This is a genomic window from Lentzea sp. NBC_00516, from assembly GCF_036346835.1.
Classification (GTDB): Bacteria; Actinomycetota; Actinomycetes; order Mycobacteriales; family Pseudonocardiaceae; genus Lentzea; species Lentzea sokolovensis.
Window position 1 is genome coordinate 8,509,547 of sequence record NZ_CP107840.1, and the last position, 17,236, is coordinate 8,526,782.

Here is a 17,236-nt window from a genome sequence, read left to right on the forward strand (position 1 = left end):
GTGGCATGCGGCGACTGGTGCTCCTGTTGGCTGTCCTCGTGCTCGCGTCCGGCTGTGCTCACGCGACCATCGGGGGCAGTCCGGTAGCGCAGGCGCCGCTCGACGTCACCTCGCCGTTCGACCAGGAGGGCTCCACGGATCCGAGCACGGACCCGAGCGAGTCGCAGGACCCGGAGAGCTCGCCGATCGACGGTGAGATCACGCCCACCTGCGCCAAGCTGAAGTGGACGGACCTGCCCTACCCCGGCGCCAAGGCCGAGACGCCGCCCACGCAGATCAACTACGACTCGACGTTCGAGGAGTCGTGCCGGTGGACGACGAAGATCGACGACGTCGAGGTCGGCGTCTCCCTGCGGTACCGCGAGGGCAAGCAGATCACGATCGAACGCACCACCGGTGACTGGGACGTGAAGGGCCACAAGGTCGTCTACCTGGACCGTTCCGACGAGCAGGACGTCGATCCGTCGTGCGTGCTGGCCCTGCCCTACAACGGCGGCGGGCTCGGAATCATCATCATCGACCCGTCCGGCAAGTTCGGCAGCGTCTGCGACCAGGGGCGCAAGGTCGCCGAGGTGCTGATCGACCGCGAGACGGCCTAGCCCAGCCCAGTGGTTCGCCAGGGCTTCAGCTTCTCCGGGTTCCGCACCGCCCAGATCCTGGTGATCCGGTCGTTCTCCACCTCGATCGCCGCCACCGTCACCGCGACACCGTCGTACGTCGCCACCAGGCCAGGCCTGCCGTTCACCGTCCTGGCGAGGATCGTCAGATCCGGCGCCACCTTCCCGATGCCGATGAGGTAGCGGGCGATCTGCTCGCGGCCTTCCACCGGCTTCAGCACCGTGCCGACCTGGCCGCCGCCGTCGGCGACCATGACGGCCGCCGGGTCCAGCAGGGCGATCAGGGCCCGGATGTCCTGCGCCTCCCACGCCTGCTTGAAACCTCGCACCACGTCCGCCTGCCGCGCGGCCGGGATCTCGTCGCGCCGCGATGCGCGAATCCGCCGCCGTGCGGACGTGGCCAGTTGCCGGCACGCCGCCGGGCTCCTGCCGACGATCTCCGCGATCTCCGCGAACGGGAACCGGAAGACGTCGTGCAGCACGAAGCTGACCCGTTCCGCCGGGGTCATCTGCTCCAGCACCACCAGGAACGCCATGGTGACCGACTCGTCCAGGGTGACGCGGTCCGCCGGATCGGGCTCACCGCCCCATTCCTCCCGGTCCGGGAGCGGCTCCGGTATCCACTCGCCCACGTAGCGTTCCCGCCTGGCCCTGGCCGACCCCAGCAGGTCCAGGCAGATGCGACCGGCCACCCTCGTCAGCCACGCTCCGGGGGACTCGATGGTGTCCCGCTGGTCCGCTGACAGGGCGTACCACCGCGCGTAGGTCTCCTGCAGCACGTCCTCGGCGTCGGCCAGCGAACCCAGCAGGCGGTAGGCGAGGTTCAGCAGCTGCCGCTGTTCGCTCACGATCGCGTGCACACCAGGATCAGCCAACGTCCCCCGCCTCACATTTCCGGCCGCTGCGTCGTCGGACTGTCATGGCCACGCACACCACGGCGAAACCCGCCAACCTCAAGCTCCTGCACGCCACTGTCGCTCTGCAGACCGCGGCCGTCTTCGTTCAGTCCATCACCGCGGGGCTGATGATGACCCTCCCGTACGGACACGTCCTGCACAGCGCCGGCTCGTACACGTTGTGGGTCGTGACGGTCGTCCACGTCGTCGTCGCGGTTCTCGCGTGGCGGCCGGGCGGCGGGTCGGCTCAGCCCATCTGGTACGCCGTGGGCTTTCTGGCACTGATCACCGCTCAGGTGTACATCGGCGTGTTCCACCTCACGGCCCTGCACGTTCCCCTCGCCGCGGCGCTGCTCGCCGCCAGCGTGGTCTACCTCTTCCGGATCCGGCGCTAGCCGCAGCAGCCTCCACCGCAACAACCGCCGCCACCGCCCGCGGGCTGCTGCCGGGTGCCGCCGATACCAGCCATGGACAGCAGTTTCACCGTGTCCGGGTGACCATCGGGGCAGCTCGCCGGCGAGGACGACTCGCTCATCGGGCGCTGCACGTCGAAGGTGTCGTCACAGGTACGGCAACGGAACTCGTAGGTCGGCACGGACCGATTCTACGAGCGGTTAACGTGTTGTCGTGCCACGTCGTAACAGCCCCAAGCCAGAAGAATCCCGTCCCCTCGGAGGGGGCGTCGGCTGGGCGCGCGCCGAGTCAGGCCCGGACGGCGACTGGCTGGTCCGCGCCATCTCGGGCGCGCAGGCCCAGAAGACCTACCGCTGCCCCGGCTGCGACCACGAGATCCGCCCCGGTGTCGCGCACGTCGTGGCGTGGCCGGCGGAGGACACGGGCTCGGTCGAGGAACGTCGTCACTGGCACCAGACGTGCTGGGACTCGCGCGGCCGGCGAGGCCCGACCGCGCGCCGCTGGTAGTTCCTAGAGCCCGACCTGCTCGCGCCACCGCTCCAGCCGTGCCCGGAACTCCTCCGGCTGCTCGACGGGCGGCAGGTGTCCCGCGTCCTCGATGCGTTCGCTCGTCGCGTGCGGCAACGTCACGGCGAGCTTCGCGGCCACGTCGGGCGGTGTGAGCTTGTCGTGCTCGCCGACGAGCACGAGCGACGGGACGTCCAGCGACTCCAGCACGTCCGTCGAGTCCGGCCGCTTCGCCATCGCGCGCTGCCACCACGCCACGTCCTCGGCCCGCTGCTCCAGGATCATGGTGCGCACGGACGCTCGCACGGTGTCCGAGGCGTTGGGTCCGAGCAGGTTCGGCAGCATCGCGTCCGCGAGCCAGTCGCCGACGCCCTCGCGTTCGACGCGGTCCGCCATCGCGTGCCGGTTCGCCGCCGCTTCCGGCGCGTCCGCGGTGTGCTTGGTGTCGACGAAGATCAGGCCCCGCACGCGTTCCGGTGCACGCCTGAGCAACGCCATCGCCACGTAGCCGCCCATCGAGCAGCCGCCGAGCACGACGCTGTCCAGGTTCCGTTCGTCGAGCACGCCGAGAACCTGCGCCGCGACGGTGTCGAGATCGGGCTCGCCGTGGCCGCGCAACGACGGCGTCAGCGCGCCCGGCACGTCCCACATCCGCGCGTCGAGCGGAAAGGCGTGCAGCAGCACCAGATCGTCCATCAGCTCTCCCACTCCGACGCCAGCACCGACCACACCTCGAGGTCCTGACGAACCCCGTGGTGCAGGAAGTACGAGCGCAGCACCCCGTCCCTGCTCATGCCGAGCCGCCGCGCGACCGCGATGCTGGGCGCGTTCTCCGACGACACCTGCCACTCAACCCGATGCACGCCGCGCTCGCAGATCGCCCAGTCGATCAGGATCCGCGACGCCCGCGTGATCAGTCCCTTGCCCGTCGCGGCCGGTTCCAGCCAGCACCCGACCTCGGCACGCCCCTGCGGGATGTCCATCACGCGGAACAGCACGCCGCCGACCAGCTTCTCGCCGAGCCAGATCCCGAAGATCCGCCCGGTGTCGGCCGCCGCCTTGTCCGCGTAGCTCTGCAGGAGTTCCCGCGCGCTCTCCAGGTCCTTGGCCTTGTCCGCGAACCCGATGTGCTCTCCGATGAACTCCCGGCCGCGCTCCATGTGCGCGAAGAACTCCTCGGCCTGCCACGGGTCCAACGGCCTGAGCTCGGCGTCGTCCACGCCCAGCGATCTCACGAACATCCTGTTCCCCCAAGATGGTGTTGTGTCCACACGAATCGTATTGGTGCGTCATGCGGAGTCCGTCCGGCCGCGGCTGGGTGAGCCGGACTACGACGAGCGCCCGCTCACCGAGGACGGCTTGGTGGCGGCGGAGTCGCTGGTCCCACGCCTCGCCGCGTACTCGCCGGCGGCGGTGCTGTCGAGTCCGCAGCGCAGGGCGGTCCAGACGGTCACGCCCGCCGCTGACGCGCTCGGGCTCGCCGTGACGACCTGGGCCGAGCTGCGGGAGTGGGAGTCGGGGCTGGTGCCGAGCGCGGACTGGGAGACGCCGTACACCCACAGCTGGGCTCATCCCGGCTTCGCCCACGGGAAGGGGGAGAGCCTCGACGCGCTCACCGTGCGGGCGGGGAAAGCGTTGGCGCGCATGGGTGAGGAGTACCCGGACGTGACTGTGCTCGTCGGGTCGCACGGGACGTTCCTGACACGTGCGCTGATCGCGTCGGGGCTGCCGGCGGACTGGGAGTTCTGCCGCACCATGCCGATGCCCGCGATCTACGAAATCACCGTCTGACCTGCGCGGACCCGAAATTGTCGGTGCCGGCTGGGATAATTGAAATCAGGGGTCCCCCTGGGCGGGGGACCCCTGCGTGAGCTTGCGGTACGAGCTTCCTGCGTCAGGACTTCTTGGCCGTCTGCGGGCGTGCGAGCTTGGCCGTGGGGCCGTCGACCTGAGGTGCCTGTGCTGGGGACGGCTGTGCTGGAGACGGCTGGGATGCCTGAGCCTGCGGTGGCTTGGGCTGGGATGCCTGAGGCGGGGACGCCTGCGCCGGCTTGCTCTGTGCCGAGGGCGCGCCCTGCGGAGCCGGGGCAGGCTGGGCGGGCTTGTTCGACGCCGCGGAACCGGCCTGAGGCGACTTGACGGCCTGGGCGGGGGCTTGCGGCTGAGCCTGCGGTGCCGCGGGCCTTGCCTGAGCGGCCTGCGGAGACTGACCTGCCTGCGGTGCCTGAGCGGGCTGGGCCGGTACCGGAGCGCCACCCTGGCCCTGCGCGGGAGCAGGAGCCGCGGGCTTCTCCTCGTCCACCGGGTCGAGCAGCGGCACGACCTCCTGCAGCGCCGTCCGCACGTTGTGGAGCTGGTGCGAGAGGCGGTTGCGGAGGTTGCGGAGCTGGTCGACGCGCTGGGTGGCGGCGGCGGTGCGGCGGTTGGCTTCCTCGGTGGCCTCGCGGACGCGGCGGTTCGACTCGTCGGTCGCTTCCTGGATGCGCGCGGTGGCCTCGGTGACCGAGTCGTGGCGGCGGCGGTTCGCCTCTTCGGTGGCCTCGCGGACTCGGCGTTCGGCGTCGGCCTTCGAGGTGGTCTGCTCGGTCGTGATCGCGGCGCGGACTCGGGCGGCCTCTTCGGCGGCCTCGCGCAGGCGCCGGTCGGCCTCGGTCTTGGAGTTGGCCTCCTGGGCGGCCAGCGTGGCCATCGCCTCGGAGCGGCGGGCGGCCATCGCGATCTCGAAGTCCTCTTCGACGGTCACGCGGCGCTGCTCGGACTCGTCGGCGATCTTGCGGGCGGCGGACTCCGCCTCGGAGACGATCTTCTCCGCCTCGTTGCGCGCCGTTTCGAGAACGCCCTTGTGCTCGGACTCCATGGCGGAACGGCGCTCGTCGAGTTCGGCGATGAGCTTCTCGTAGCGCTGGCGCAGCACACCCGCGTCGGCCTCAGCCTTGGCGCGGATGTGCCCGCCCTCCGATTCGGCACGGGCCTTGATCTCGTTGGCCTCGTCCTGCGCCAGCCGCAGCATGCGCTGGAGGCGCTCGGAAAGCCCCTCCAGCGTCGTCGGCGGCAGTGACAGGCGCTCCACCTGGTTGCGCATCTCGGTGATCTCCGAGCGTGCGGCTTCCAGCTGGCGCGCCAGATCTGACGTCTGGGAGACAGCGGCATCGCGGTCCGCGGCGAGCAGTCGCAGGTCCGAGTCGAGGCGTTCGAGATGATCCTCGACCTGGTTGCGGTCATACCCGCGCTTGACGATGTCGAAGCCGGATCCCAGTGGGACGAGGTCACGGTCGTCGGCGAGGCCCATGCCCCTCACGCTACCCGTTCGGGTAACCCCAGAAGGTCACACACCCCGGAATCGATTGATAGCCGTGAGGTGTTGTGCGCGTAGTTCGTGATCCAGCACACCAAGACCTTCTTCGGGCGCAAGGCAGAGCACGCCGACCTTGCCCTGGTGTGCGTTGCGGTGCACGTCGTGTGCTGCCTGGCCCGTTTCGTCCATTGAGTACACCTTGGACACTGTCGGGTGGATCTTTCCCTTGGCGACCAAGCGGTTCGCCTCCCACGCCTCGCGGTAGTTCGCGAAGTGCGAGGAGATGATGCTCTTGAGGTTCATCCAGAGGTAGCGGTTGTCGTACTGGTGCATGTAGCCGGACGTCGACGCGCACGTGACGATCTTGCCGCCCTTGCGCGCCACGAACACCGAAGCGCCGAAAGTCTCCCGGCCGGGGTGCTCGAACACGATGTCCGGGTCCTCACCACCGGTCAGTTCACGGATGCGCGCGCCGAACCGCTTCCACTCGCGCGGGTCCTGCTCGTGCTCGTTCTTCCAGAACTTGTAGCCCTCCGCCGAACGATCGATGATCAGTTCGGCGCCCATGGAACGAACGATCTCCGCCTTCTCCGGCGAGGACACGACGCAAATCGGCGTGGCGCCACCGTTCAACGCGAACTGCGTGGCGTACGAACCCAGACCGCCGGACGCACCCCAGATCAGGACCGTGTCGCCCTGCTTCATGTTGCCGCCGTTGGTCGACACCAGCTGGCGGTACGCGGTGGAGTTCACCAGGCCCGGCGACGCGGCCTCTTCCCACGTGAGGTGCTTGGGCATCGGCATCAGCTGGTTCGACTTCACCAGCGCCAGGTCGGCGAGACCACCGAAGTTCGTCTCGAAGCCCCAGATCCGCTGCTGCGGGTCGAGCATCGTGTCGTTGTGCCCGTCCGGCGCTTCCAGCGGCACGTCCAGGCAGTGCGCCACGACGCGGTCGCCCGGCTTCCACGCGGTGACGCCGGGACCGGTGCGCACGACGACGCCGGCCAGGTCCGATCCCACGACGTGGTACGGCAGGTCGTGGCGGCCGCCCAGCTTCTTCAGGAACCCGAACGTGGACACCGGCTCGAAGATCGAGGTCCACACGGTGTTGTAATTGATCGCGGACGCCATGACGGCGACCAGCGCCTCGCCCGGCCCGAGCTCGGGCGTGGCGACCTCGTCGACGTGCAGCGACTTGCGAGGGTCCTTGTCCCTCGTCTCCAGGCCCGAGAACATGTCGGCCTCGTCCGCGCGCACTGTCACGCCCCGATAGCTCTCCGGAACGTCCAACGAACCGATGGCGTCCAGCTCGTCGGCCAGGATCGCGTCAAGGATCTTCTGCACGGCGGCATTCCTTCCCTAGTGAGGGATAGTCGCAGGTTGCCGGAGGTTACTCAGCAGTAACCGATTCAGATGCACGCCTGTGAGGGATTCCACTCAGAAGTGTTGACCGGGCGGCCAACCAAAGAGGAGCATCGAAGGCGTCCGAGAAGGAGGTGGTGGAGATGACCAAGGCGTGGACCAGGTGGCAGGACTGGACCGAGGTGGCGATCGGCGTTCTGGTGCTGCTGTCTCCGCTCGTCGTGGACATCTCGAACGCGGCCATGTGGACGATGATCGTGCTCGGCGCGCTCATCGCGATCGACGGACTCGTCGACCTCGCCATGCCCGCGATGATCTACGGGGAGTACGTGCAGATGGTGCTCGGAGCACTGCTGTTCATCTCTCCGTGGGTGATGAGCTACAGCGACCTGATGGCGGCCTCGTGGGTCTCCTGGGTCGGTGGCGTGCTCACCATTGCCGCGGGGGCGCTGGCGATGCCCTCCGCGAACGCAGCGCACTCGGCTGCCGCGCAACCGCACTGATCAGTCAGGAAACCTGTGGGCCCAGGAACCTCTTGGGCCCACACACCCGTGGAGGAACGCGTGGAGGATTCGGCCAAGGAGCGCATCCTGGCCGCGGCCGAGGAGCTGTTCGCCGACGGAGGCTTCGACGCCACACCGACCTCGCGGATCGCCGAACGCGCCGGCGTGCCCAAAGGCCTGGTGCACTACTACTTCAACCGCAAGAAGGACCTGCTCGCCGCGCTGGTCGCGCGGTTGCCGGACAGCACGGTCGACCACCGCCGCGTCGTCGTGGCGGGAGACATCGCCGAGTCGCTCAGAAGACTCGTCGCCGCGCTTGACGCGAGGTTGAACGCCTCACCGCTGCTGTCACACCTGTTGTGGCGTGAAGCGGATACGCATTCGGCGGTCAGAGACGCGATGCGGGCGCGCTACGAGAACGTCGCGGCGCAGATCAAGCAGGTCATCCTGGCCGCGGGAGGTGCAGCCGTCGCGATGAAGGACGTCGAGGCCGCTGCGGCACTCCTCGCGCTGGCCGTCAGCTACCGGCATTCGGTGGCGCGGCACAGCGACGAGGAGGACCCGATCGATCGGGAACTGAGCTTCGTGGCTAACGCGCTGGCTCGACCAGTTCGATGAGCACGCCGCCCGCGTCCTTGGGGTGCACGAAGTTGACCCGGCTGTTCGACGTGCCGCGCCGAGCCTCGTCGTAGAGGAGCCGCAGGCCCTTCGCCCGCAGTGCGTCCGCCGCGACGTCCACATCGGACACCCGGTAGGCGAGCTGCTGCAGGCCGGGGCCGGAGCGGCCGATGAACTTGGCGATCGTCGAGTCCTCGTTCAGCGGCGCCAGCAGTTGGATGGCGGTGCCGTCGTGGTCGCCGGGCGCGTGCAGCATCGCCTCGCGCACGCCCTGCTCCTCGTTGACCTCCTCGTGCGCCACTTCGAGGCCGAAGTTGTCGCGGTAGAACGCGATGGCGACGTCGAGGTCGGGCACCGCGATGCCCACGTGGTCGATCGCGGTCACGAATCGAGCGATGTCTGCGTTCATAGCGGGCAAGGGTATCTACGTGATCGGTGCAGGTGCTGCTGTGCGGGGTCTCACACGATTACCGCCCAGTAGCCCCAGGTATGGTGCCTAGTTAACGACCGTTCGCTCTTCCAATGGAGGCAGTTGTGTCCGGTTCCGTGATCGTCGCCGGGGCGCGTACCCCGATGGGCCGACTGCTGGGATCCCTCAAGGACTTCTCGGGCGCCCAGCTGGGTGGCGTCGCGATCAAGGCGGCACTGGAACGCGCGGGCGTGGCCCCCGAGCAGGTGCAGTACGTGATCATGGGTCAGGTGCTCACCGCCGGTGCGGGCCAGATTCCCGCCCGCCAGGCCGCGGTCGCCGCCGGCATCCCGATGAGCGTGCCCGCGCTGACCATCAACAAGGTGTGCCTGTCCGGCATCGACGCGATCGCGCTGGCCGACCAGCTGATCCGCGCCGGCGAGTTCGACGTCGTCGTGGCCGGTGGCCAGGAGTCGATGACGCAGGCGCCGCACCTGCTGCCGAAGTCGCGCGGCGGGTTCAAGTACGGCGACGTGACGATGCAGGACCACATGGCGCTCGACGGCCTGTTCTGCGCGTTCGACCAGGTTGCGATGGGCGTCTCGACCGAGAAGTACAACGGCCGCTACGGCGTCACGCGCGACGAGCAGGACGCGTTCTCGGCGCGGTCGCACCAGCTCGCCGCGAAGGCCGCCGGGAACGGTGTCTTCGAGGCCGAGATCGCACCGGTCTCGATCCCGCAGCGCAAGGGCGACCCCGTCCTGTTCAGCACGGACGAGGGCGTGCGCGCCGACACCACGGCCGACTCGCTCGGCAAGCTGCGCCCGGCGTTCGCCGCGGACGGCACCATCACCGCGGGTTCGGCGTCGCAGATCTCCGACGGCGCGGCCGCTGTCGTCGTGATGAGCAAGGCGAAGGCCGAGGAACTGGGCCTGGAGTGGATCGCGGAGATCGGCGCCCACGGCGTCGTCGCGGGCCCCGACGCCTCGCTGCACGAGCAGCCGTCCAACGCCATCAAGGCCGCGTGCGCCAAGGAGGGCATCGACCCCGCCGACCTCGACCTGATCGAGATCAACGAGGCGTTCGCGGCGGTCGGCATCGTGTCGTCCCGTCAGCTCGGAATCTCCGAGGACAAGGTCAACGTCAACGGCGGCGCCATCGCGCTGGGCCACCCGATCGGCATGTCGGGCGCCCGCATCGCCCTGCACCTCGCGCTGGAGCTGCAGCGCAGGGGCGGCGGCGTGGGTGCGGCGGCGCTGTGCGGTGGTGGTGGTCAGGGCGACGCTCTGATCATCCGCGTGCCCGCCAAGGCCTAGTGTCTTTGGCTGTGGCCACAGCTGTTGACGTACCAGGACTGGTCGACCGCGCGCGTGACGGCGAGCCGCGCGCGGTCGCCAGGCTGATCTCCCTGGTGGAACAGGGGAGTGCGCAGCTGCCCGTGGTGGCGGCGGCCCTCGCCCCGCACACGGGGCACGCCCAGGTCGTCGGCATCACCGGCGCTCCCGGCGTCGGCAAGTCGACCTCCACGAACGCGTTGGTGCGTGCTTTCCGCGACCAGGACAAGCGCGTCGCGGTGATCGCCGTCGACCCGTCCAGCCCGTTCTCCGGCGGCGCGTTGCTGGGCGACCGCGTGCGGATGGGCGACCACGCGACCGATCCCGGCGTCTTCATCCGTTCCATGGCCACGCGCGGCCACCTCGGCGGCCTGTCCTGGGCGACGCCGCAGGCGCTGCGCGTGCTGGACGCGGCCGGCTTCGACGTGATCATCGTGGAAACGGTCGGCGTCGGTCAGTCCGAGATCGAGATCGTGGCCCTGGCCGACACGACGCTCGTGCTCCTCGCGCCGGGCATGGGCGACGGCATCCAGGCCGCGAAGGCGGGCATCCTGGAGATCGCCGACGTCTTCGTGGTCAACAAGGCCGACCGCGACGGCGCCGACCAGACCGCGCGCGACCTCAAGTACATGATCTCGCTGGGCCGCAGGGATCGCGAAGGCCCGTCGTGGCGCGTGCCCGTCGTGAAGACGGTCGCGGCCCGCATGGAAGGCCTCGACCGCGTGGTCGAGGCGATCACCGAACACCAGTCGTGGATGGCCGAGCACGGCGAGCTGACCGAACGCCGCCTGCGCCGCGCGGGCGCCGAGATCGAGGCCATCGCCGTCGAACGCGTCCGCACCCGCTTCGGTCCCGTCGACCAGCTGGCGAAGCGCGTGGTCGAGGGTGAACTGGACCCGTTCGCCGCAGCGGAGCTGTTGATCAGCGGTAACCTGCGGTCATGACCGCTTGGGGAGCGCCTCCGCCTGTCGTCATCGACCTCGGCAAGAGCGACACCCGCAAAGTCCTGATCGGCGGCTCCGTCGCCGGAATCCTGGGCATCCTCGCTCTGGTCGGCGCCGTCACCGCGTTCGTGGACGGTGAACCCGTGGGCGGCAGCATCGCGGCCGTCATCGGCATCGCGTTCACCTTCATCGGCGTGATGGCCGTCGTGAAGTGGAAGACGATCTCCCGGCCCCGCAAGCTGATCATCGAGCAGCAGGGCATCCGGCTGGACGACCCGCAGGGCATGCCGTGGGCTGCCGCCTGGCAGGAGCTGGGTGCGATCTCGATCTCCCGGACCCAGGAGCGCGCGGTCCAGCTCGCGGACGCCCTGGTGCGCAGGACCCTGGTGCGCGTCGACCTGCATCCGCGCGATCCGCAGCAGTTCCGGCCCGCGCACCCGACGATGGAGCCGTTGTGGGAATTCCACCGCGTGCAGAACGGGTACCGGCTGCCGCTCGGTGACTCGGCCGGGTTCATCGGCCCGCTCGACCAGGGGTTGCGGACCTTCGCCCCGCAGATCTACCGCGGAGTGATCGACGAGGGGTTCACGGTCGGCCTGCACTGAGCCGCCTGGCCCCTCCAAACAAGACGCACCTCTACTCTCAGTAGTCCCAAAGTTCACTGTTTGCAGTGATGGTCTCCCCTTGACTACGGCGTGGAGTTACCCTCAGTCGTTCGTGCGGTGTCACTTCTATCCCCCCAAGGGGTGAAGGCCGTGGACGGCAACGTGAGCACGGAACAGCGAGTGCTGGACGTCGTGCTGTCGTTCGCCGAGGTCGACACCCTCCCCGATCTGCTCCGCCACACCGTCGAGTCGGCCTGCGACCTGATCGGGGCCTCCTACGGCGCGCTGGCCGTGATCAACACCCACCGGGAACTGACGGAGTTCACCGCCCACCACGACGGCCAGGTGCAGATCACGTCCGGTGATCCGCGCTCGATCGGTCTGGCGGACTTCCTGGGCGCGCCGATCAAGGTGCACGACGAGACGTTCGGCAACCTCTTCCTGAGCGGCAAGGCGGAGTTCAGCAACCAGGACCGCGACATCCTCACCGCGCTGGCCACGGCGGCGGGAAGCGCCGTGGAGCACCTCGACCGCTACGAGCAGACGCGCAAGCGTGAGGTGTGGCTGCGCGCCGCCGCCGAGGTGACGACCAACCTGCTGATGGGCACGAACGGCCGTGACGCTCTCTACCTCGTGGCGAAGACGGCACGCACAACGGCCAACGCCGACTTCGCGGCCGTTGTACTGCCCGACCACAAAGGCGACCTCATCATCGAGGTGACCGACGGCGGCACGTACGACGCCGAGGGCATGCGGGTGCCCAAGGAAGGCACGGTCACCTACCGGGTCTACGAGTCCGGCCAGGGCGAGTGCCACGCGGAGGGCAAGGTGTCCGCGGTGCAGGGGCCGTGCGCGGTCGTGCCGTTGAAGGTGGGGAAACGGACGATCGGCGTGCTGATCCTGTCCAGGCCCAGCACCGAGTCCGGCTTCGACGACCCCGACCTCATCGAGGCCTTCGCCGCGCAGGCCGCGCTGGTGCTGGAGTTCACGCGGGCGCGGGGCGACACCGAACGGCTGGCGGTGCTGGAGGATCGCGACCGCATCGCCAGGGACCTGCACGACCTGGTCATCCAGCGGCTGTTCGGGCTCGGGCTCGGGCTGCAGGGGCTGACCGGGGCGAGCGTCAAGCCTCACGTCGCCGAACGGATCAGCGGGTTCGTGGAGGAGGTCGACCGCACGATCCGGGAGATCCGCCGCACCATCTTCTCCCTGCAGGAACCGCCGGCCGGGGGCACGAGCCTGCGCGGGCAGCTGCTCAACGTCGTGCACGAGTCCGCACAGCTGCTGGGGTTCGAACCGGACGTGTCGCTCGAAGGACCGTTGGACACCGTGGTGCCGGACCAGGTCAGGCCCGATTTGCTGGCCACGCTCCGAGAGGCGCTAACGAACGTCGTGCGTCACGCGAGAGCAAAGCATGTTGCTGTTGCCGTGAGCGTCGATCGCACCGTGACGAGTCTTGAGCTCATGGTCAAGGACGACGGACGAGGCTTGCCGTTGGCTGACGATTCCGGTGGCGCGCCCCATCACACGGGCGGGCTCGCGAACATGGCGGCTCGGGCGCGGCGCCACCACGGTGACTGCGCGGTCGACTCGATCCCCGGAGCCGGGGTGAGCATCACCTGGTTCGTTCCACTGGTGCTGCAGGAGGCGAGATGGCGATAGCGGTGCTGTTGGTGGACGACCACGAGATCGTGCGGCGCGGGCTGGTGCAGTTGCTGGCGCAGGCGGAGGACGTCCAGGTCGTCGGCCAGGCGGACAGCGCCGCGGCCGCGATCGCGCAGGCGCCGCGGCTCAAACCCGACGTGGCGATCATCGACGTGCGGCTGCCCGACGGCGACGGCGTCACGGTGTGCCGGGAGATCAGGAGCCTGGTGCAGCCGCCGCCGGCGTGCCTGATGCTCACGTCCTATTCGGACGACGAGGCCCTGTTCGGCGCGATCATGGCCGGCGCGGCCGGGTACATGCTGAAAGAGGTGTCCGGCAACGATCTCGTCGCCGCCGTCCGCACTCTCGCCTCCGGTGGATCGCTCCTGCACGCCGGAGTCACGGCCACCGTCCTGCAACGGCTTCGCGGCGGCCCCGAGGAAGATCCGCGCTACGCCGCGCTGAGTCCGCAGGAACGCCGGATCCTCGACCTCATCGCCGAGGGCATGACGAACCGGCAGATCGCGAACCGCCTGTTCCTCGCCGAGAAGACGGTCAAGAACTACGTGTCGTCGCTCCTGCACAAGCTCGGCTTCGACCGCCGCACCGAGGCCGGTGTCTACGCGGCTCGGCGCAGACGCACCCATCCCGGCGCTTTCTAGGCGATCATCGGGTGCATGGGGCACCAGCACTTCGCATTGATCGACTGGGACCACCGGAGGGATCCGCCGCGGAGCCGACTTGCTGATCACGCGCGATCGAGGGCTACGCCGAACGGCACCTCCACTACGCGGTCGTGACCGAGGAGCACCCGTTCGACGACCCGCTCGCCATCGTCAGGGAGGACCTGACCCTTGCACGGGAAGTGGTGTCGTACACCCGCGACCTGGTCTGGGGTGAGGAGCCGGTCGAGGGCAGGCTCGTCCGGATCACCCAGGAGGACGCCGCCCGGTTCCAGGAGGTCCTGGCGCGCCGGGCCGAGATGGAGGAGCTGAGGCGCTCGCCTCACGAGGACCTCAGCTCCTGATCATCCTGAGTGGACGGTCACCACCCGGCCTGAGCGGCCAGCTGCTGCGCCTTGACGAGCGGGTTGCCCTTGCTCTCACCGGGTGCCGGCAGCGGCACGCCGGGACAGCTCAGGTCCCTCGCCGGCACCACGCCGTCGACGAGGTAGCTCTCCACCACGTCGCTGACGCAGTCGTTGCCGAACCCGTAGATGCCGTGGTCACCCTCGTCCTTCACGGTCAGCAGCCGGGAGTTGGCGAACCCGGCGTGAGCCCGTTGCGCGCCTGCGAGAGGCGTCGCGGGGTCGCGCACCGACTGCACCATCAGCGCGGAGTCGACGCCCCTTCCGTTGGGACGCTTGAGCTGCACGTCCGGACGGTCCCACCACGCGCACGGTCCGGTCACCTGGTAGCCGCCGACGAGCGAGTACTGCCGGACGCTCTTGTTCCCTTCGCGTTCCAACGACTTCCGGTCGCCGCGGAACGGGGTGTCGTTGCACAGGATCGACATCTGCGTGCCCATCAGCGCGTCCGGGTACTGCTTGGGCGCGGCCAGCGTCATGGGCAGCGTGCCCGCGATCAGCGCGACCAGCTGGGCCGTGCCCTCGAAGGAGTCCTTGCTGTACAGGCCGCCGAAGATCACGGCGTCCAGCACCACAGGCGTGATGACGGTGCCGTCCGGCAACGTGGCGGGCTGCTCGACCAGCCGTGCGCGGGTGGTCTCATAGCTCTGCCGCACCTCCTCGGCCGTCTTGCCGAGATGGAACACGTTGTCGTACTTCGCCACCCACGGCAGGAAGTCCATGCGGAACCGGAGTTCGGACCCGGCCGGGAGGTTGTCGAAGACCTTCTGCCACGACACGGTGAACTCGGTGTTGGAGTCGAGCACGATCTTGTCGAGGGTCTTCGGGAAGTACGTGGCGTAGTAGGCGCCCATCCAGGTGCCCGCGGAGTAGCCGAGCCAGCTGACCTTCTTGCGGCCGAGCACCTGGCGGAGCAGGTCGAGGTCGCGCACGGTCTGCTCGGTGGTGATGTACCGCCCGAGTTCGCCGGACTTGGACTGGCAGAACTTGGCCTGCAGCTCCATTCCGCCGTAGAGCAGGTCGAGGTTGGCCTTGCTCCGGTCGCGCCAGTCGGTGGCGAGCCGGTGCTGGTACGAGCCGCACGTGACGTTGTCGCTGCCGCCCGTGCCGCGCACGTCGATGCCGACGATCTCGGCGTTCTCGCTGAGCTTCGGCCGGTTCAGGTAGATCAGCGGCAACGTGCGCCCGGCGCCGCCGGGGCCGCCGGGGTTGGTGAAGACGGTGCTCTTCGCCTTGCCGTTCAACGGAACCGTGCGGCTGACCGCGATGGAGATGGTCTTGCCGTTGCGCGGGTTGTTCCAGTCCATCGGGGCGGTGAAGCTACCGCACTGCAGCCGTTCGAATCCTGGCTCGTCTGTGCACTGCTGCCAGGTGATCCTCTGATCGGCCAGGCCGGTCGCCGCCTGAGCCTGTGGGGCGATGAACAGCGATGTCGCGGTGGCGACGGTGAGTGCCGCCGCGATCTTCTTGCGGTACATGCGTTTCCCCCTTCTACCAGCCGAGCCGGGTGGCGAGCTGCCGTGCCTTCGCGAGCGAGTTCTGCGCGCTCTGTCCGTCGGGAGCGGGCAGCGGAACGCCGGGGCACTTCAGGTCCGCGGCGGGAGTCACACCGTCGACGAGGTAGCGCTCGACGACGTCGTTGACGCACGGGTTGCCGAAGCCGTAGATGCCGTGGTCACCCTCGTCCTCAACGGTGAGCAGCACGGAGTTCCTGAAGTTCCGGTGAGCCCGCTGCGCCTGCTCGATCGGCGTCGCCGGGTCACGCACCGACTGCACCATCAACGTCGGGGCGACACCGATCCCGGTCGGCTGCTTGAGCTTCACGTTCGGCCGGTCCCAGAACGCGCACGGGCCGGCGACCTGGGTGTAGCCGACGAGCGGCCACTTGGCGCCGTCCTGCGTGCCGTCGCGCTCCAGGTACTTCCTGCCACCCTGGAACGGCGTGTCGTTGCAGAGGATCGAGTAGGCGGTGCCCAGCTGGGCGTCCGGGTAACTGGCCAGCGCCTTCATCTGCGCGGGCACCGCACCGGCCAGTTCCGCGAACGTCCGTGCGCCGTCGGCGAAGCTGTCCTTGTTGTAGAGCGTGCCTCGCAGCAGGAGGTCGAGCGTCACGCCGTTGTACACGCCATCCGGTCGCGTGACGGGCTGCGCGTTCAGCTTGGCGCGGGTGCGTTCGTAGGACTGGCGCACCTCCTCGCCGGTCTTGCCCAGGTGGTAGACCTCGTCGTACTTCGCCACCCACGGCAGGAAGTCGACGCGGAACCGGCGTTCGAAGGCCATGCCCCAGTCGTCGAAGATCGGCTGCCACGGCAGGGTGAAGTCGACGTTGGAGTCGAGCACGATCTTGTCGAGCGTCTTGGGGAAGTAGGTGGCGTAGTAGGCGCCCATCCAGCTGCCGCCGGAGTAGCCGAGCCAGCTGACCTTCTTCTTGCCGAGCACCTGGCGCAGCAGGTCGAGGTCCTTCACCGTCTGGTCGGTGGAGACGTACCTGCCGAACTCGCCCGACTTGGCCTGGCAGAACTTCGCCTGCAACTCCATGGCGCCGTAGAGCAGGTCGAGGTTGGCCTTGCCGCGATCACGCGGATCGACCTGTCCGTCGGTGTTGAAGCTCCCGCAAGTGACGTTGCTGCTCGCGCCGGTGCCGCGCACGTCGATCCCGATGATCTCGGCGTTCTCGCTGAGCTTGGGCCGATCGAGGTAGAGCAGCGGGATCGTGCGGCCGGGGCCACCGGGACCGCCGGGGTTGGTGAAGACCGTGGACTTCGCCGTGCCGCTCTTCGGCGTGAGCCGGCTGACGGCGATGGTGATCGTCTTGCCGTTGCGCGGGTTGTTCCAGTCCATCGGCGCGGTGAAGCTGCCGCACTCCAGTCGTTCGCCGCCTGGCGGAAGTCCCGGCGTTCCCGGGGCGAAGCACTGCTGCCACTGGATCTGCTGGGTTGGTGCTGCCAGTGCCTGTGGTGCGATGAGCAGGGATGACGCTGTCACGACGGCAAGTGCGGCC

The 17,236-nt window shown here is 68.9% G+C and carries 21 protein-coding genes; 12 read left to right on the forward strand and 9 right to left on the reverse strand.

Features of this window, described 5'->3' with window-relative positions; genetic code table 11:
- Positions 1-5 precede the first annotated feature (5 nt).
- Positions 6-599, forward strand: a complete 594-nt coding sequence (locus OG205_RS39370) for a DUF3558 family protein (RefSeq protein ID WP_330272893.1) — start codon at positions 6-8, stop codon at positions 597-599.
- Here the strand turns inward: OG205_RS39370 and sigJ are convergent.
- Complete coding sequence (gene sigJ / locus OG205_RS39375) at positions 596-1,492, reverse strand: RNA polymerase sigma factor SigJ (RefSeq protein ID WP_330272894.1); 897 nt, start codon at positions 1,490-1,492, stop codon at positions 596-598. The two genes, OG205_RS39370 and sigJ, sit on opposite strands and share 4 nt — an antisense overlap.
- 44 nt (positions 1,493-1,536) lie before the next feature.
- Here sigJ and OG205_RS39380 point away from each other — a divergent pair, with 44 nt between their 5' ends.
- Positions 1,537-1,908: a hypothetical protein gene (locus OG205_RS39380; RefSeq protein ID WP_330272895.1), complete on the forward strand. Its 372-nt coding sequence runs from the start codon at positions 1,537-1,539 to the stop codon at positions 1,906-1,908.
- On the opposite strand, the gene OG205_RS39385 is transcribed toward OG205_RS39380, so the two are convergent.
- Entirely contained in the window at positions 1,905-2,108 is a 204-nt protein-coding gene (locus OG205_RS39385; protein ID WP_330272896.1) for an FmdB family zinc ribbon protein, read from the reverse strand. The genes OG205_RS39380 and OG205_RS39385 overlap by 4 nt on opposite strands.
- Positions 2,109-2,140: 32 nt before the next feature.
- Between OG205_RS39385 and OG205_RS39390 the strand changes: the two genes are divergently transcribed.
- Positions 2,141-2,434 carry a hypothetical protein gene (locus OG205_RS39390; RefSeq protein WP_319977781.1) on the forward strand — a complete coding sequence of 98 codons (294 nt, stop codon included), beginning with the start codon at positions 2,141-2,143 and terminating at the stop codon, positions 2,432-2,434.
- Positions 2,435-2,437: 3 nt separating this feature from the next.
- Here OG205_RS39390 and OG205_RS39395 read toward each other — a convergent pair whose 3' ends face one another.
- Both OG205_RS39395 and OG205_RS39400 read right to left on the reverse strand, forming a co-directional pair.
- Positions 2,438-3,130, reverse strand: coding sequence for an alpha/beta fold hydrolase (locus tag OG205_RS39395; protein WP_330272897.1), 693 nt, complete (start codon positions 3,128-3,130; stop codon positions 2,438-2,440).
- Positions 3,130-3,675, reverse strand: a complete 546-nt coding sequence (locus OG205_RS39400) for a GNAT family N-acetyltransferase (RefSeq protein WP_330272898.1) — start codon at positions 3,673-3,675, stop codon at positions 3,130-3,132. Before OG205_RS39400 ends, OG205_RS39395 begins: the two co-directional genes overlap by 1 nt.
- Positions 3,676-3,697: 22 nt before the next feature.
- Between OG205_RS39400 and OG205_RS39405 the strand changes: the two genes are divergently transcribed.
- Positions 3,698-4,225, forward strand: a complete 528-nt coding sequence (locus OG205_RS39405; RefSeq protein ID WP_330272899.1) for a histidine phosphatase family protein — start codon at positions 3,698-3,700, stop codon at positions 4,223-4,225.
- 103 nt (positions 4,226-4,328) lie between these two features.
- On the opposite strand, the gene OG205_RS39410 is transcribed toward OG205_RS39405, so the two are convergent.
- Both OG205_RS39410 and ccrA read right to left on the reverse strand, forming a co-directional pair.
- Entirely contained in the window at positions 4,329-5,723 is a 1,395-nt protein-coding gene (locus tag OG205_RS39410) for a chromosome segregation protein (RefSeq protein ID WP_330272900.1), read from the reverse strand.
- A 36-nt stretch (positions 5,724-5,759) separates the two neighbouring features.
- The gene (gene ccrA, locus OG205_RS39415) at positions 5,760-7,073 is read right to left on the reverse strand and encodes a crotonyl-CoA carboxylase/reductase (protein ID WP_330272901.1); all 1,314 of its coding nucleotides are present in this window, start codon (positions 7,071-7,073) and stop codon (positions 5,760-5,762) included.
- A gap of 161 nt (positions 7,074-7,234) precedes the next feature.
- Here ccrA and OG205_RS39420 point away from each other — a divergent pair, with 161 nt between their 5' ends.
- Together OG205_RS39420 and OG205_RS39425 are read left to right on the forward strand one after the other, a co-directional pair.
- The gene (locus tag OG205_RS39420) at positions 7,235-7,594 is read left to right on the forward strand and encodes an SPW repeat protein (protein WP_330272902.1); all 360 of its coding nucleotides are present in this window, start codon (positions 7,235-7,237) and stop codon (positions 7,592-7,594) included.
- 60 nt (positions 7,595-7,654) lie between these two features.
- Positions 7,655-8,212, forward strand: coding sequence for a TetR/AcrR family transcriptional regulator (locus tag OG205_RS39425; protein ID WP_330272903.1), 558 nt, complete (start codon positions 7,655-7,657; stop codon positions 8,210-8,212).
- On the opposite strand, the gene mce is transcribed toward OG205_RS39425, so the two are convergent.
- Positions 8,184-8,621, reverse strand: a complete 438-nt coding sequence (gene mce, locus OG205_RS39430) for a methylmalonyl-CoA epimerase (protein WP_330272904.1) — start codon at positions 8,619-8,621, stop codon at positions 8,184-8,186. The genes OG205_RS39425 and mce overlap by 29 nt on opposite strands.
- A 125-nt stretch (positions 8,622-8,746) precedes the next feature.
- On the opposite strand from mce, the gene OG205_RS39435 reads away from it, so the two are divergent.
- The 6 genes from OG205_RS39435 (at position 8,747) to OG205_RS39460 (ending at position 14,175) form a co-directional block, all read left to right on the forward strand.
- Positions 8,747-9,937, forward strand: coding sequence for an acetyl-CoA C-acetyltransferase (locus tag OG205_RS39435; RefSeq protein WP_330272905.1), 1,191 nt, complete (start codon positions 8,747-8,749; stop codon positions 9,935-9,937).
- A gap of 11 nt (positions 9,938-9,948) precedes the next feature.
- Positions 9,949-10,899, forward strand: a complete 951-nt coding sequence (meaB, locus tag OG205_RS39440; RefSeq protein ID WP_330272906.1) for a methylmalonyl Co-A mutase-associated GTPase MeaB — start codon at positions 9,949-9,951, stop codon at positions 10,897-10,899.
- Positions 10,896-11,504, forward strand: a complete 609-nt coding sequence (locus tag OG205_RS39445; protein ID WP_330272907.1) for a hypothetical protein — start codon at positions 10,896-10,898, stop codon at positions 11,502-11,504. The genes meaB and OG205_RS39445 overlap by 4 nt, the downstream gene beginning before the upstream one ends.
- Before the next feature lie 150 nt (positions 11,505-11,654).
- Positions 11,655-13,166: a GAF domain-containing sensor histidine kinase gene (locus OG205_RS39450; protein ID WP_330272908.1), complete on the forward strand. Its 1,512-nt coding sequence runs from the start codon at positions 11,655-11,657 to the stop codon at positions 13,164-13,166.
- The gene (locus OG205_RS39455; protein ID WP_319977770.1) at positions 13,157-13,810 is read left to right on the forward strand and encodes a response regulator transcription factor; all 654 of its coding nucleotides are present in this window, start codon (positions 13,157-13,159) and stop codon (positions 13,808-13,810) included. Before OG205_RS39450 ends, OG205_RS39455 begins: the two co-directional genes overlap by 10 nt.
- Before the next feature lie 134 nt (positions 13,811-13,944).
- Positions 13,945-14,175: a hypothetical protein gene (locus OG205_RS39460; RefSeq protein WP_330272909.1), complete on the forward strand. Its 231-nt coding sequence runs from the start codon at positions 13,945-13,947 to the stop codon at positions 14,173-14,175.
- A 17-nt stretch (positions 14,176-14,192) separates the two neighbouring features.
- Here the strand turns inward: OG205_RS39460 and OG205_RS39465 are convergent, their stop codons facing one another.
- Positions 14,193-15,713: an alpha/beta hydrolase gene (locus OG205_RS39465; protein WP_330272910.1), complete on the reverse strand. Its 1,521-nt coding sequence runs from the start codon at positions 15,711-15,713 to the stop codon at positions 14,193-14,195.
- 13 nt (positions 15,714-15,726) lie between these two features.
- Positions 15,727-17,220: an alpha/beta hydrolase gene (locus OG205_RS39470; RefSeq protein WP_330272911.1), complete on the reverse strand. Its 1,494-nt coding sequence runs from the start codon at positions 17,218-17,220 to the stop codon at positions 15,727-15,729.
- Positions 17,221-17,236 lie beyond the last annotated feature (16 nt).

What these genes read in the sequence shown, in the direction of transcription:
- OG205_RS39455 (WP_319977770.1), top strand. Translation starts at nt 13,157, where the DNA reads ATGGCGATAGCGGTGCTGTTGGTGGACGACCACGAGATCGTGCGGCGC.
- mce (WP_330272904.1), bottom strand. Translation starts at nt 8,621, where the DNA reads ATGAACGCAGACATCGCTCGATTCGTGACCGCGATCGACCACGTGGGC.
- OG205_RS39445 (WP_330272907.1), top strand. Translation starts at nt 10,896, where the DNA reads ATGACCGCTTGGGGAGCGCCTCCGCCTGTCGTCATCGACCTCGGCAAG.
- OG205_RS39410 (WP_330272900.1), bottom strand. Translation starts at nt 5,723, where the DNA reads ATGGGCCTCGCCGACGACCGTGACCTCGTCCCACTGGGATCCGGCTTC.
- OG205_RS39465 (WP_330272910.1), bottom strand. Translation starts at nt 15,713, where the DNA reads ATGTACCGCAAGAAGATCGCGGCGGCACTCACCGTCGCCACCGCGACA.
- OG205_RS39400 (WP_330272898.1), bottom strand. Translation starts at nt 3,675, where the DNA reads ATGTTCGTGAGATCGCTGGGCGTGGACGACGCCGAGCTCAGGCCGTTG.
- OG205_RS39420 (WP_330272902.1), top strand. Translation starts at nt 7,235, where the DNA reads ATGACCAAGGCGTGGACCAGGTGGCAGGACTGGACCGAGGTGGCGATC.
- OG205_RS39395 (WP_330272897.1), bottom strand. Translation starts at nt 3,130, where the DNA reads ATGGACGATCTGGTGCTGCTGCACGCCTTTCCGCTCGACGCGCGGATG.
- OG205_RS39370 (WP_330272893.1), top strand. Translation starts at nt 6, where the DNA reads ATGCGGCGACTGGTGCTCCTGTTGGCTGTCCTCGTGCTCGCGTCCGGC.
- OG205_RS39380 (WP_330272895.1), top strand. Translation starts at nt 1,537, where the DNA reads ATGGCCACGCACACCACGGCGAAACCCGCCAACCTCAAGCTCCTGCAC.